At 65.7% G+C, this 14,598-nt stretch carries 10 protein-coding genes; all 10 read left to right on the forward strand.

All coding sequences use genetic code 11. The annotated features are described in order from the left end of the window. Positions 1–121: 121 nt before the first annotated feature. The 10 genes from rplJ (at position 122) to tuf (ending at position 14,523) form a co-directional block, all read left to right on the forward strand. On the forward strand, positions 122–652 hold the full coding sequence (gene rplJ, locus ACIBTU_RS34895; protein ID WP_399130711.1) for a 50S ribosomal protein L10: 531 nt from the start codon (positions 122–124) through the stop codon (positions 650–652). 110 nt (positions 653–762) lie between these two features. Continuing rightward, positions 763–1,146, forward strand: coding sequence for a 50S ribosomal protein L7/L12 (gene rplL / locus ACIBTU_RS34900; RefSeq protein ID WP_394433398.1), 384 nt, complete (start codon positions 763–765; stop codon positions 1,144–1,146). 151 nt (positions 1,147–1,297) lie between these two features. Further along, on the forward strand, positions 1,298–1,492 hold the full coding sequence (locus ACIBTU_RS34905) for a hypothetical protein (RefSeq protein ID WP_399130712.1): 195 nt from the start codon (positions 1,298–1,300) through the stop codon (positions 1,490–1,492). A 221-nt stretch (positions 1,493–1,713) separates the two neighbouring features. Next, positions 1,714–5,199, forward strand: coding sequence for a DNA-directed RNA polymerase subunit beta (gene rpoB / locus ACIBTU_RS34910; RefSeq protein WP_399130713.1), 3,486 nt, complete (start codon positions 1,714–1,716; stop codon positions 5,197–5,199). A gap of 100 nt (positions 5,200–5,299) precedes the next feature. Further along, a complete protein-coding gene (locus ACIBTU_RS34915; RefSeq protein WP_399130714.1) occupies positions 5,300–9,199 on the forward strand; it encodes a DNA-directed RNA polymerase subunit beta' in 3,900 nt (1,299 codons plus the stop codon). 185 nt (positions 9,200–9,384) lie between these two features. Then, complete coding sequence (locus tag ACIBTU_RS34920; protein ID WP_399130742.1) at positions 9,385–9,867, forward strand: DUF1707 and DUF4190 domain-containing protein; 483 nt, start codon at positions 9,385–9,387, stop codon at positions 9,865–9,867. 300 nt (positions 9,868–10,167) lie between these two features. After that, a complete protein-coding gene (rpsL, locus tag ACIBTU_RS34925) occupies positions 10,168–10,539 on the forward strand; it encodes a 30S ribosomal protein S12 (protein ID WP_003948652.1) in 372 nt (123 codons plus the stop codon). Between the two features lie 2 nt (positions 10,540–10,541). Next, a complete protein-coding gene (gene rpsG, locus ACIBTU_RS34930; RefSeq protein WP_116511074.1) occupies positions 10,542–11,012 on the forward strand; it encodes a 30S ribosomal protein S7 in 471 nt (156 codons plus the stop codon). Between the two features lie 39 nt (positions 11,013–11,051). Continuing rightward, complete coding sequence (gene fusA, locus ACIBTU_RS34935; protein ID WP_399130715.1) at positions 11,052–13,178, forward strand: elongation factor G; 2,127 nt, start codon at positions 11,052–11,054, stop codon at positions 13,176–13,178. A 151-nt stretch (positions 13,179–13,329) separates the two neighbouring features. Then, positions 13,330–14,523, forward strand: a complete 1,194-nt coding sequence (gene tuf / locus ACIBTU_RS34940; protein ID WP_399130716.1) for an elongation factor Tu — start codon at positions 13,330–13,332, stop codon at positions 14,521–14,523. Positions 14,524–14,598: the final 75 nt, after the last annotated feature.

Raw genomic sequence — 14,598 nt, forward strand, 5'->3', positions numbered from 1 at the left:
CTCCCGGATTCCGCTTCAGGATTCTGGTCGAGCTCACGCCCCGTGCGCCTGCGCCGGGGCGTTTCGTTTTCCCAGCCTCCTTGCGAGCGGTCCTCATCACCCGGAAGGAGGCCGACGCTCTATGCCGACGCCCGACAAGGCTGCCGCGGTAGCCGAGCTCACGGACAAGTTCCGCAGCTCGAACGCCGCCGTGCTGACCGAGTACCGGGGTCTCACCGTGGCCCAGCTCAAGCAGCTGCGCCGTTCGCTCGGTGAGAACTCCGAGTACGCCGTGGTGAAGAACACGCTGACCAAGATCGCGGCCAACCAGGCCGGGATCGACTCGCTGGACGACCTCTTCAATGGTCCGACGGCAGTCGCCTTCGTCACCGGTGACCCGGTGGAGTCGGCGAAGGGTCTTCGTGACTTCGCCAAGGACAACCCGAACCTCGTCATCAAGGGCGGTGTCCTTGACGGCAAGGCGCTGTCCGCCGACGAGATCAAGAAGCTTGCGGACCTCGAGTCCCGCGAGGTTCTGCTCAGCAAGCTGGCCGGTGCCTTCAAGGGCAAGCAGTCTCAGGCTGCTCAGCTCTTCCAGGCGCTGCCCTCGAAGTTCGTCCGCACCGCGGAGGCGCTTCGTGCCAAGCAGGCCGAGCAGGGCGGTGCCGAGTAATTCGGCTCGCACTCTGATCGCTGCCTGAGGCAGCGGTCGAAGCGGGCCGTCTGTACGCCCGCCTACATGGACAACCGGCACCAGCCGATTTAGTGGAAGGATCGCCCATCATGGCGAAGCTCAGCCAGGAAGACCTGCTCGCCCAGTTCGAGGAGATGACCCTCATCGAGCTCTCCGAGTTCGTGAAGGCCTTCGAGGAGAAGTTCGACGTCACCGCCGCCGCGGCCGTCGCCGTCGCCGGTCCGGCCGGCCCGGGCGCCCCGGCCGAGGCCGCTGAGGAGCAGGACGAGTTCGACGTCATCCTCACGGGTGCCGGCGAGAAGAAGATCCAGGTCATCAAGGTCGTGCGCGAGCTCACCTCCCTGGGCCTCAAGGAGGCCAAGGACCTCGTCGACGGCACCCCGAAGCCGGTCCTCGAGAAGGTCGCGAAGGACGCCGCTGAGAAGGCCGCCGAGGCCCTCAAGGGCGCCGGCGCCTCCGTCGAGGTCAAGTGACCTCGCGAGTCTGCTGACTCCTCATCGGTGAAACACCCTTCCGGGGTGTAACACCGAGGTACCGAAAGGCGATCACCCAGGTGGGTGGTCGCCTTTCGGCGTTGTCTGGCGCGCGGGTCGAGGGTGCCTTGCGCTGCTGGTCACGCGGAGTATGGTGATCTTCGTCGTGCCTGGAGCCACCCTGGTTCGGCCGAGCGGGGGCCTTGACGAACCGCACGCGGCGCGCAATTCTCAGGACGCGTCGTCACAAGGATCCGTATCCGAGGCATGGATCGACGACGAAGAGGGCAGTAAGGATGTGCGCTCGCTGAGCGCGCAGGGCATGCGGCAGACGGTGAACGGTTGAGAACAACGAGGGTCTCAAAAAACCCGCACTGGACATCAGTGGGCCTTCTGGCTACACTGTCCCTTTGCGCTGCCTGTTAGCTGCTCCCTGCCCGTCACCAGGGGCATGCCCTCGCTTGAGCACAGTGGACCGAATCAGCCCTGACCTGGGTGTTCTGTCTATCTGTCTGGCTTGGGACCGGTACGCGCGTAGTGAGTCCGAGCCCTCGGAAGGACCCCCTCTTGGCCGCCTCGCGCAACGCCTCGACCGCGAATACGAACAATGGCGCAAGCACTGCCCCGCTGCGCATCTCCTTTGCAAAGATCAAGGAGCCCCTCGAGGTTCCGAACCTGCTCGCGCTGCAGACCGAGAGCTTTGACTGGCTGCTCGGCAACACCGCCTGGCAGAGTCGGGTCGAGGCGGCTCTGGAGTCGGGTCAGGACGTCCCCACCAAGTCCGGTCTCGAGGAGATCTTCGAGGAGATCTCCCCGATCGAGGACTTCTCCGGGTCGATGTCGCTGACGTTCCGCGACCACCGTTTCGAGCCTCCCAAGAACTCGATCGACGAGTGCAAGGACCGCGACTTCACGTTCGCCGCCCCGCTCTTCGTCACGGCCGAGTTCACGAACAACGAGACCGGCGAGATCAAGTCTCAGACCGTCTTCATGGGCGACTTCCCGCTCATGACGGACAAGGGCACCTTCGTGATCAACGGCACCGAGCGTGTCGTGGTCTCGCAGCTCGTCCGCTCGCCCGGTGTCTACTTCGACTCCTCCATCGACAAGACGTCCGACAAGGACATCTTCTCGGCCAAGGTCATCCCCTCGCGTGGTGCCTGGCTGGAGATGGAGATCGACAAGCGCGACATGGTCGGTGTGCGCATCGACCGCAAGCGCAAGCAGTCCGTCACCGTCCTGCTCAAGGCTCTCGGTTGGACGACCGAGCAGATCCTCGAGGAGTTCGGCCAGTACGAGTCCATGCGCGCCACCCTGGAGAAGGACCACACCCAGGGCCAGGACGACGCGCTGCTCGACATCTACCGCAAGCTGCGTCCGGGCGAGCCGCCGACCCGTGAGGCCGCGCAGACGCTGCTCGAGAACCTCTACTTCAACCCGAAGCGCTACGACCTCGCGAAGGTCGGCCGCTACAAGGTGAACAAGAAGCTCGGCGCCGACGAGCCGCTGGACGCCGGCGTGCTCACCACGGACGACGTCATCGCGACGATCAAGTACCTGGTCAAGCTGCACGCCGGTGAGACCGAGACGGTCAGCGAGTCGGGCCGCGAGATCATCGTCGAGACCGACGACATCGACCACTTCGGCAACCGCCGTATCCGTAACGTCGGTGAGCTGATCCAGAACCAGGTCCGTACGGGTCTTGCCCGTATGGAGCGCGTCGTGCGCGAGCGCATGACGACCCAGGACGTCGAGGCGATCACGCCGCAGACCCTGATCAACATCCGCCCCGTGGTGGCGTCGATCAAGGAGTTCTTCGGCACCTCCCAGCTGTCCCAGTTCATGGACCAGAACAACCCGCTGTCGGGGCTGACGCACAAGCGTCGTCTGAACGCCCTCGGCCCGGGTGGTCTGTCCCGTGAGCGGGCCGGCTTCGAGGTCCGAGACGTACACCCGTCGCACTACGGCCGCATGTGCCCGATCGAGACGCCCGAAGGCCCGAACATCGGTCTGATCGGTTCGCTCGCCTCGTACGGCCGGATCAACCCGTTCGGTTTCATCGAGACGCCGTACCGCAAGGTCGTCGAGGGTGTCGTCACCGACGACGTCGACTACCTGACGGCCGACGAGGAAGACCGCTTCGTGATCGCCCAGGCGAACGCGACGCTGAACGACGAGATGCGCTTCACCGAGGCCCGCGTTCTGGTCCGCCGTCGTGGCGGCGAGATCGACTACATCCCCGGTGACGACGTCGACTACATGGACGTCTCGCCGCGCCAGATGGTGTCGGTCGCGACCGCCATGATCCCGTTCCTCGAGCACGACGACGCCAACCGTGCCCTCATGGGCGCGAACATGATGCGTCAGGCCGTCCCGCTCATCAAGAGCGAGGCGCCGCTCGTCGGCACCGGCATGGAGTACCGCTGCGCCACCGACGCCGGTGACGTGCTCAAGGCCGAGAAGGACGGTGTGGTCCAGGAGGTCTCCGCGGACTACATCACCATCACGAACGACGACGGCACGTACACCACGTACCGCCTGCACAAGTTCTCGCGCTCCAACCAGGGCACCTCTGTGAACCAGAAGGTCGTCGTGGACGAGGGTCAGCGGATCATCACCGGCCAGGTCCTGGCCGACGGTCCCGCGACCGAAGAGGGCGAGATGGCCCTCGGCAAGAACCTGCTCGTGGCGTTCATGCCCTGGGAGGGTCACAACTACGAGGACGCGATCATCCTGTCGCAGCGCCTCGTGCAGGACGACGTCCTCTCCTCGATCCACATCGAGGAGCACGAGGTCGACGCCCGTGACACCAAGCTCGGCCCCGAGGAGATCACCCGGGACATCCCGAACGTCTCCGAGGAGGTCCTCGCCGACCTCGACGAGCGCGGCATCATCCGTATCGGTGCCGAGGTCGTCGCCGGCGACATCCTCGTCGGCAAGGTCACGCCCAAGGGTGAGACCGAGCTGACGCCCGAGGAGCGCCTGCTCCGCGCGATCTTCGGTGAGAAGGCGCGCGAGGTGCGCGACACCTCGCTGAAGGTGCCGCACGGTGAGATCGGCAAGGTCATCGGCGTCCGCGTCTTCGACCGCGAAGAGGGCGACGAGCTGCCGCCGGGCGTGAACCAGCTGGTTCGTGTCTACGTGGCGCAGAAGCGCAAGATCACCGATGGTGACAAGCTCGCCGGCCGTCACGGCAACAAGGGCGTCATCTCGAAGATCAACCCGATCGAGGACATGCCGTTCCTGGAGGACGGCACCCCGGTCGACATCATCCTCAACCCGCTGGGTGTCCCGTCCCGAATGAACCCGGGACAGGTCCTGGAGATCCACCTCGGCTGGCTCGCCAGCCAGGGCTGGGACGTCTCCGGCCTCGGTGAGGAGTGGGCCCAGCGCCTCCAGGCGATCGGCGCCGACAAGGTCGAGCCGCGTACCAACGTCGCGACCCCGGTCTTCGACGGTGCCCGCGAGGACGAGCTGGCCGGTCTGCTCGAGCACACCATCCCGAACCGCGACGGCGACCGCATGGTCCTCCCGTCCGGCAAGGCGAGGCTGTTCGACGGCCGCTCCGGTGAGCCGTTCCCGGACCCGATCTCGATCGGGTACATGTACATCCTCAAGCTCCACCACCTGGTCGACGACAAGCTGCACGCCCGGTCGACCGGTCCGTACTCGATGATCACCCAGCAGCCGCTGGGTGGTAAGGCCCAGTTCGGTGGCCAGCGCTTCGGTGAGATGGAGGTGTGGGCGCTGGAGGCGTACGGCGCCGCTTACGCCCTCCAGGAGCTGCTGACCATCAAGTCCGACGACGTCACCGGCCGCGTGAAGGTCTACGAGGCCATCGTCAAGGGCGAGAACATCCCTGAGCCCGGCATTCCCGAGTCCTTCAAGGTGCTCATCAAGGAAATGCAGTCCCTGTGCCTCAACGTGGAGGTGCTGTCCTCGGACGGCATGTCCATCGAGATGCGCGACACCGACGAGGACGTCTTCCGCGCAGCGGAGGAGCTCGGCATCGACCTGTCGCGGCGCGAGCCGAGCAGCGTCGAAGAGGTCTGACGGGAGTCAGGCCGGGGGGCTCGTGATGAGCCCCCCGGCCGGCCCCCAGACCCCCGTTTCAGACCACAGACTTACAACCCTTGAGAGGGATTGACGCATAGTGCTCGACGTCAACTTCTTCGATGAGCTCCGGATCGGCCTGGCTACCGCGGACGACATCCGTCAGTGGAGCCACGGCGAGGTCAAGAAGCCCGAGACGATCAACTACCGCACGCTCAAGCCGGAAAAGGACGGGCTCTTCTGCGAGAAGATCTTCGGTCCTACCCGGGACTGGGAGTGCTACTGCGGCAAGTACAAGCGCGTCCGCTTCAAGGGCATCATCTGCGAGCGCTGTGGCGTCGAGGTCACGCGCGCCAAGGTGCGCCGTGAGCGGATGGGCCACATCGAGCTCGCCGCCCCCGTCACGCACATCTGGTACTTCAAGGGTGTCCCGAGCCGGCTGGGCTACCTGCTCGACCTGGCTCCCAAGGACCTCGAGAAGGTCATCTACTTCGCGGCGTACATGATCACGTACGTCGACGAGGAGCGCCGTACCCGCGACCTGCCCTCCCTCGAGGCGCACGTCCAGGTCGAGCGTCAGCAGATCGAGAACCGCCGCGACTCCGACCTGGAGAACCGCGCCAAGAAGCTCGAGACCGACCTGGCCGAGCTCGAGGCCGAGGGTGCCAAGGCCGACGTGCGCCGCAAGGTGCGCGAGGGTGCCGAGCGCGAGATGAAGCAGCTGCGCGACCGTGCGCAGCGCGAGATCGACCGTCTCGACGAGGTGTGGAACCGGTTCAAGAACCTCAAGGTCCAGGACCTCGAGGGCGATGAGCTGCTCTACCGCGAGCTCCGTGACCGCTTCGGCACGTACTTCGACGGTTCGATGGGTGCCGCGGCGCTGCAGAAGCGCCTGGAGACCTTCGACCTCGAGGAGGAGGCCGAGCGCCTCCGCGAGATCATCCGCACCGGCAAGGGCCAGAAGAAGACCCGTGCGCTCAAGCGCCTCAAGGTCGTCTCCGCGTTCCTGCAGACCGCGAACAGCCCCAAGGGCATGGTTCTGGACTGCGTGCCGGTCATCCCGCCGGACCTGCGTCCGATGGTGCAGCTGGACGGTGGCCGCTTCGCGACCTCCGACCTGAACGACCTGTACCGCCGCGTCATCAACCGCAACAACCGCCTGAAGCGCCTTCTCGACCTCGGTGCCCCCGAGATCATCGTGAACAACGAGAAGCGCATGCTCCAGGAGGCCGTGGACGCCCTCTTCGACAACGGTCGTCGTGGTCGCCCGGTGACCGGTCCCGGTAACCGCCCGCTGAAGTCCCTGAGCGACATGCTCAAGGGCAAGCAGGGTCGTTTCCGCCAGAACCTTCTCGGTAAGCGTGTGGACTACTCCGCGCGTTCCGTGATCGTCGTCGGCCCGCAGCTGAAGCTGCACCAGTGTGGTCTGCCCAAGGCCATGGCGCTGGAGCTCTTCAAGCCGTTCGTGATGAAGCGCCTGGTGGACCTGAACCACGCGCAGAACATCAAGAGCGCCAAGCGCATGGTCGAGCGCGGCCGCACGGTCGTGTACGACGTTCTGGAAGAGGTCATCGCCGAGCACCCGGTTCTGCTGAACCGTGCGCCCACGCTGCACCGCCTCGGCATCCAGGCCTTCGAGCCGCAGCTGGTCGAGGGCAAGGCCATCCAGATCCACCCGCTCGTCTGCACCGCGTTCAACGCGGACTTCGACGGTGACCAGATGGCCGTCCACCTGCCGCTCTCCGCGGAGGCGCAGGCCGAGGCCCGCATCCTGATGCTGTCCTCGAACAACATCCTCAAGCCCGCCGACGGCCGTCCGGTGACGATGCCGACGCAGGACATGGTCCTGGGTCTGTTCTTCCTCACCACCGACGGTGAGCTCCGTGACACCAAGGGCGAGGGCCGTGCGTTCGGGTCCGTCGCCGAGGCGATCATGGCGTTCGACGCCGGCGAGCTGGCGCTGCAGTCGCCGGTCGACATCCGCTTCCCGGTCGGCACCATGCCGCCGCGTGGCTGGACGCCGCCGGCCGCCGAGGAGGGCGAGCCCGAGTACCAGCCGGGCGACAGCTTCCGGCTGCGCACGACCCTGGGCCGCGCGCTCTTCAACGAGCTGCTGCCCGAGGACTACCCGTTCGTCGACTACTCGGTGGGCAAGAAGCAGCTCTCCGAGATCGTCAACGACCTGGCCGAGCGCTACCCCAAGGTCATCGTGGCGGCGACGCTCGACAACCTGAAGGCGGCCGGCTTCTTCTGGGCGACCCGTTCCGGTGTCACCGTGGCCATCTCCGACGTCGTCGTTCCCGAGGCGAAGAAGGAGATCGTCGCGGGTTACGAGGCGCAGGACGAGAAGGTCCAGAAGCAGTACGAGCGCGGTCTCATCACGAAGGAAGAGCGCACTCAGGAGCTCATCGCGATCTGGACCAAGGCGACCAACGAGGTTGCCGAGGCGATGAACGCGAACTTCCCGAAGACCAACCCCATCTTCATGATGGTTGACTCGGGTGCCCGAGGAAACATGATGCAGATGCGTCAGATCGCCGGTATGCGTGGTCTGGTGTCGAACGCCAAGAACGAGACGATCCCGCGCCCGATCAAGGCCTCCTTCCGTGAAGGCCTGTCGGTGCTCGAGTACTTCATCTCGACTCACGGTGCTCGTAAGGGTCTCGCTGACACCGCCCTTCGTACCGCCGACTCCGGTTACCTCACCCGTCGTCTGGTCGACGTCTCCCAGGACGTCATCATCCGCGAGGAGGACTGCGGCACCGACCGTGGTCTGCGTCTGCGGATCGCCGAGAAGGGTGCCGACGGCATCCTGCGCAAGGCGGACGACGTCGAGACCAGCGTGTACGCCCGCATGCTGGCCGAGGACATCGTCGTGGACGGCAAGGTCATCGCGCCGGCCAACGTCGACCTCGGTGACGTGCTCATCGACGCCCTGGTCGCCAACGGCGTCGAGGAGGTCAAGACCCGCTCGGTCCTGACCTGTGAGTCCGCGGTCGGCACCTGTGCCTTCTGCTACGGCCGCTCGCTGGCCACCGGCAAGCTGGTCGACATCGGTGAGGCGGTCGGCATCATCGCCGCCCAGTCCATCGGTGAGCCCGGTACCCAGCTGACGATGCGTACCTTCCACACCGGTGGTGTGGCCGGTGACGACATCACCCAGGGTCTGCCCCGTGTCGTCGAGCTCTTCGAGGCTCGTACGCCGAAGGGTGTCGCCCCGATCTCCGAGGCCGCGGGCCGTGTCCGCATCGAGGAGACCGAGAAGACCAAGAAGCTCGTCGTCACCCCGGACGACGGCAGCGACGAGACGGCGTTCCCGATCTCGAAGCGTGCCCGTCTGCTCGTGGGCGAGGGCGACCACGTCGAGGTCGGCCAGAAGCTGACCGTGGGTGCCACCAACCCGCACGACGTGCTGCGCATCCTGGGTCAGCGTGCCGTCCAGGTCCACCTGGTCGGCGAGGTCCAGAAGGTCTACAACTCGCAGGGTGTGTCGATCCACGACAAGCACATCGAGATCATCATCCGGCAGATGCTGCGCCGCGTGACGATCATCGAGTCCGGCGACGCGGAGCTGCTGCCGGGCGAGCTCGTCGAGCGCTCGAAGTTCGAGACCGAGAACCGTCGTGTGGTCACCGAGGGCGGTCACCCCGCCTCCGGCCGTCCGCAGCTGATGGGTATCACCAAGGCCTCGCTGGCGACGGAATCCTGGCTGTCGGCCGCCTCCTTCCAGGAGACGACCCGAGTCCTGACGGATGCGGCGATCAACGCCAAGTCCGACAGCCTCATCGGCCTCAAGGAGAACGTCATCATCGGTAAGCTCATCCCGGCCGGTACGGGTCTGTCCCGCTACCGCAACATCCGGGTGGAGCCCACCGAGGAGGCCAAGGCCGCGATGTACTCGGCCGTCGGCTACGACGACATCGACTACTCGCCGTTCGGCACCGGCTCCGGCCAGGCCGTTCCGCTGGAGGACTACGACTACGGTCCGTACAACCAGTAAGCGAGCAGCTGCTTGAACCGCAGGGCGGTCACCACGGAGGAACCCGGGGTGGCCGCCCTGCGGCGCGTTGGAGCATGATTGAGGTCACGTACGACGTGCGTGTCCGTTTCCGGGGGAGTGGTCTCGTGTCGAATCCGTCGTGGCAGCCGGCGCCGTGGCCGCCGCAGAACCAGGGGCAGCCGTCCATGCTGGCCGCGCACGCCGACCGGGAGCGCGCGGTGGACGTGCTGCGCGCCGGGTTCGCGGAGGGGCGGCTGCCGCAGGCGGAGTACGAGAAGCGGGTCGAGCGGGCCTATCAGGCGCGTACGGTGGGCGAGCTGAGCGTTCTGGTCGCGGACCTGCCCCAGGGGCCCGTACCGCAGCAGCAGATGGCCGTGCCGGTGGCGCCGCCCGTGCCGCGGACGTTCATGCCGGCCCCGTATCTGCCGCCGCCGACCAACGGCAAGGCCATCGGCGCGATGTCGTGCGGGGTGGCGACGTTCTTCTCGATGGGCGTGTCCGGGATCCCGGCGGTCATCCTCGGGCACATGGCCCGCAAGGAGATCCGGGAGCGCGGTGAGCAGGGCGACGGCATGGCGGTCGCCGGGATCGTGCTGGGCTGGCTGTCGATCGCCGGCTGGGCGCTGTTCATCCTGCTCATGGTCGTGGCCACGACCAACGGCGCCTGAGAGCGCCGATCCTGGGTGTGACATGCGCCCGGCGTGTCCCGGCTGAGATGTATTTGTTTTGACCGCAGCTGATGAGATAGGTACGCTCAGACCTTGTGCCTGGGGTGTGCCTGGGCTCGTGTGCGTGTCTTCAGCCGCACGGCGAGTCCGGATCAGTCCGCTTCGTTCTGATCATGGCCACCGCAATCTGCCGCTTCCCGCTCTTCGGCGGGGGTCTGCAGTATTCGACACACCCGACCGCGTGGGTCGGCGATGTTCCAGGTTAGCTTCACTACTCGGCACACAGAAACCGGAGAAGTAGTGCCTACGATCCAGCAGCTGGTCCGGAAGGGCCGGCAGGACAAGGTCGAGAAGAACAAGACGCCCGCACTCGAGGGTTCGCCCCAGCGTCGTGGTGTCTGCACGCGTGTGTTCACGACCACCCCGAAGAAGCCGAACTCGGCCCTGCGTAAGGTCGCGCGTGTGCGTCTGACCAGCGGTATCGAGGTCACTGCTTACATTCCGGGTGAGGGACACAACCTGCAGGAGCACTCCATCGTGCTCGTGCGCGGCGGCCGTGTGAAGGACCTGCCTGGTGTTCGTTACAAGATCATCCGCGGTTCGCTTGACACCCAGGGTGTCAAGAACCGCAAGCAGGCCCGCAGCCGCTACGGCGCCAAGAAGGAGAAGTAAGAATGCCTCGTAAGGGCCCCGCCCCGAAGCGCCCGGTCATCATCGACCCGGTCTACGGTTCTCCTCTGGTGACCTCCCTCATCAACAAGGTGCTGCTGAACGGCAAGCGCTCCACCGCCGAGCGCATCGTGTACGGCGCCATGGAGGGCCTGCGTGAGAAGTCGGGCAACGACCCGGTCATCACGCTGAAGCGCGCGCTCGAGAACATCAAGCCGACCCTCGAGGTCAAGTCCCGCCGTGTCGGTGGCGCGACCTACCAGGTTCCGATCGAGGTCAAGCCCGGTCGTGCCAACACCCTCGCGCTCCGCTGGCTCGTCGGCTACTCCCGCGCCCGTCGCGAGAAGACGATGACCGAGCGTCTGATGAACGAGCTGCTCGACGCCTCCAACGGCCTCGGTGCTGCCGTGAAGAAGCGCGAGGACACGCACAAGATGGCCGAGTCCAACAAGGCCTTCGCGCACTACCGCTGGTAGTCGCAACCCACATCGAGACCGAGAGAAGACTGAAGCCTTATGGCTACCACTTCGCTTGACCTGGCCAAGGTGCGCAACATTGGCATCATGGCCCACATCGACGCGGGCAAGACGACCACCACCGAGCGGATCCTGTTCTACACCGGCGTTTCGTACAAGATCGGTGAGGTCCACGACGGCGCCGCCACGATGGACTGGATGGAGCAGGAGCAGGAGCGTGGCATCACGATCACGTCTGCTGCCACCACCTGTCACTGGCCGCTCGAGGACAACGACTACACGATCAACATCATCGACACGCCTGGGCACGTCGACTTCACCGTCGAGGTGGAGCGCTCCCTGCGTGTTCTCGATGGTGCCGTGACGGTGTTCGACGGTGTCGCCGGCGTTGAGCCGCAGTCCGAGACGGTGTGGCGTCAGGCCGACCGTTACGGCGTGCCGCGCATCTGCTTCGTCAACAAGCTGGACCGCACCGGCGCCGAGTTCCACCGCTGTGTCGACATGATCGTCGACCGCCTCGGTGCGACTCCGCTGGTCATGCAGCTTCCCATCGGTGCCGAGGCCGACTTCCAGGGTGTCGTCGACCTCGTCACGATGAAGGCGTTCGTCTGGTCGGCCGAGGCCGCCAAGGGCGAGGCCTACGACATCGTCGACATCCCCGCCACGCACACCGAGGCTGCCGAGGAGTACCGCGGCAAGCTGCTCGAGGCCGTCGCGGAGAACGACGAGGAGATGATGGAGCTGTTCCTGGAGGGCACCGAGCCCACCGTGGAGCAGCTGCACGCCGCCGTGCGTCGCATCACCATCGCCTCCGGCAAGGGCGGCGACACCACCGTCACCCCCGTGTTCTGTGGCACCGCGTTCAAGAACAAGGGTGTTCAGCCCCTGCTCGACGCCGTCGTGCGCTACCTGCCGACCCCGCTCGACGTCGAGGCCATCGAGGGCCACGACGTCAAGGACGCCGAGGTCGTCGTCAAGCGCAAGCCGTCGGACGAAGAGCCGCTGGCCGCCCTCGCGTTCAAGATCATGAGCGACCCGCACCTGGGCAAGCTCACCTTCGTCCGGGTCTACTCGGGCCGCCTGGAGTCCGGCACTGCCGTGCTGAACTCCGTCAAGGGCAAGAAGGAGCGCATCGGCAAGATCTACCGCATGCACGCGAACAAGCGTGAGGAGATCGAGTCGGTGGGCGCGGGCGACATCGTCGCCGTCATGGGTCTCAAGCAGACCACGACGGGTGAGACGCTGTCGGACGACAAGAACCCGGTCATCCTGGAGTCCATGGACTTCCCGGCGCCGGTCATTCAGGTCGCCATCGAGCCCAAGTCCAAGGGTGACCAGGAGAAGCTGGGTGTCGCCATCCAGCGTCTCTCGGAGGAGGACCCCTCCTTCCAGGTCCACTCGGACGAGGAGACCGGCCAGACCATCATCGGTGGTATGGGCGAGCTGCACCTCGAGGTGCTGGTCGACCGTATGCGCCGTGAGTTCAAGGTCGAGGCCAACGTCGGTAAGCCGCAGGTCGCGTACCGCGAGACGATCCGTCAGGCCGTCGAGCGCGTGGACTACACCCACAAGAAGCAGACCGGTGGTACCGGTCAGTTCGCCAAGGTGCAGATCGCGATCGAGCCCATCGACAGCGGCGACGCGTCGTACGAGTTCGTGAACAAGGTCACCGGTGGCCGCATCCCCCGGGAGTACATCCCGTCGGTGGACGCGGGTGCGCAGGAGGCCATGCAGTTCGGCATCCTGGCCGGCTACGAGATGACGGGCGTCCGCGTCACGCTTCTCGACGGTGCCTACCACGAGGTCGACTCCTCCGAGCTCGCCTTCAAGATCGCCGGTTCGCAGGCCTTCAAGGAGGCCGCGCGCAAGGCCAAGCCCGTGCTGCTCGAGCCGATGATGGCCGTTGAGGTCACCACGCCCGAGGACTACATGGGTGAGGTCATCGGCGACATCAACTCCCGCCGTGGCCAGATCCAGGCCATGGAGGAGCGCAGCGGCGCTCGCGTCGTCAAGGGCCTCGTGCCGCTGTCGGAGATGTTCGGCTACGTCGGCGACCTCCGCAGCAAGACGTCGGGTCGCGCGAGCTACTCGATGCAGTTCGACTCCTACGCCGAGGTTCCGCGGAACGTCGCCGAGGAGATCATCGCGAAGGCCAAGGGCGAGTAACTCAACCGAGTTCACCCCGTAGGCTTGACACCGGAGCCCGCCGGGGCATTCATCCGCAATCGTGGGTGGATGCCCCTGGGCCCGGCATTCCAGCAAAGATCACCTGGCGCCGATGAAGCAAGGCGTTCAGAACCACTCCAGGAGGACCCCAGTGGCGAAGGCGAAGTTCGAGCGGACTAAGCCGCACGTCAACATCGGCACCATCGGTCACATCGACCACGGTAAGACGACCCTCACGGCCGCCATTACCAAGGTGCTGCACGACGCGTACCCGGACCTGAACGAGGCCTCGGCCTTCGACCAGATCGACAAGGCTCCCGAGGAGCGCCAGCGCGGTATCACGATCTCGATCGCGCACGTCGAGTACCAGACCGAGGCGCGTCACTACGCCCACGTCGACTGCCCCGGTCACGCGGACTACATCAAGAACATGATCACGGGTGCCGCGCAGATGGACGGCGCCATCCTCGTGGTCGCCGCCACCGACGGCCCGATGCCGCAGACCAAGGAGCACGTGCTCCTGGCCCGCCAGGTCGGCGTTCCGTACATCGTCGTCGCCCTGAACAAGGCCGACATGGTGGACGACGAGGAGATCCTGGAGCTCGTCGAGCTCGAGGTCCGTGAGCTCCTCTCCGAGTACGAGTTCCCGGGCGACGACCTGCCGGTCGTCAAGGTTTCCGCTCTGAAGGCCCTTGAGGGCGACAAGGAGTGGGGCCAGACCGTCCTCGACCTGATGAAGGCCGTCGACGAGTCGATCCCGGAGCCCGAGCGCGACGTCGACAAGCCGTTCCTGATGCCGATCGAGGACGTCTTCACGATCACCGGTCGTGGCACCGTCGTCACCGGTCGTATCGAGCGTGGTGTCCTCAAGGTCAATGAGACCGTCGACATCATCGGCATCAAGACCGAGAAGACCACCACCACGGTCACCGGCATCGAGATGTTCCGCAAGCTGCTCGACGAGGGCCAGGCCGGTGAGAACGTCGGTCTGCTCCTCCGTGGCATCAAGCGCGAGGACGTCGAGCGCGGCCAGGTCATCATCAAGCCCGGTTCGGTCACGCCGCACACCGAGTTCGAGGCCCAGGCCTACATCCTGTCGAAGGACGAGGGTGGCCGTCACACCCCGTTCTTCAACAACTACCGCCCGCAGTTCTACTTCCGTACGACGGACGTGACCGGCGTCGTGACCCTCCCCGAGGGCACCGAGATGGTCATGCCGGGTGACAACACCGAGATGAAGGTGGAGCTCATCCAGCCCGTCGCCATGGAGGAGGGCCTCAAGTTCGCCATCCGTGAGGGTGGCCGGACCGTCGGCGCCGGCCAGGTCACCAAGATCAACAAGTAAGCTTCGCTTACCTGTTGGGCTTGACGCCTGGTAGCTCCTGCGAGCTCTGAAAGGGCCCGTACGACCTCGGTCGTA

The sequence above is a fragment of the Streptomyces sp. NPDC050145 genome (assembly GCF_044460245.1).
Taxonomy (GTDB): Bacteria; Actinomycetota; Actinomycetes; order Streptomycetales; family Streptomycetaceae; genus Streptomyces.

Coding starts and splice junctions, on each gene's coding strand:
- rplJ (WP_399130711.1), top strand. CDS start 122: ATGCCGACGCCCGACAAGGCTGCCGCGGTAGCCGAGCTCACGGACAAG.
- rplL (WP_394433398.1), top strand. CDS start 763: ATGGCGAAGCTCAGCCAGGAAGACCTGCTCGCCCAGTTCGAGGAGATG.
- ACIBTU_RS34905 (WP_399130712.1), top strand. CDS start 1,298: ATGGTGATCTTCGTCGTGCCTGGAGCCACCCTGGTTCGGCCGAGCGGG.
- ACIBTU_RS34920 (WP_399130742.1), top strand. CDS start 9,385: ATGCTGGCCGCGCACGCCGACCGGGAGCGCGCGGTGGACGTGCTGCGC.
- rpsG (WP_116511074.1), top strand. CDS start 10,542: ATGCCTCGTAAGGGCCCCGCCCCGAAGCGCCCGGTCATCATCGACCCG.
- fusA (WP_399130715.1), top strand. CDS start 11,052: ATGGCTACCACTTCGCTTGACCTGGCCAAGGTGCGCAACATTGGCATC.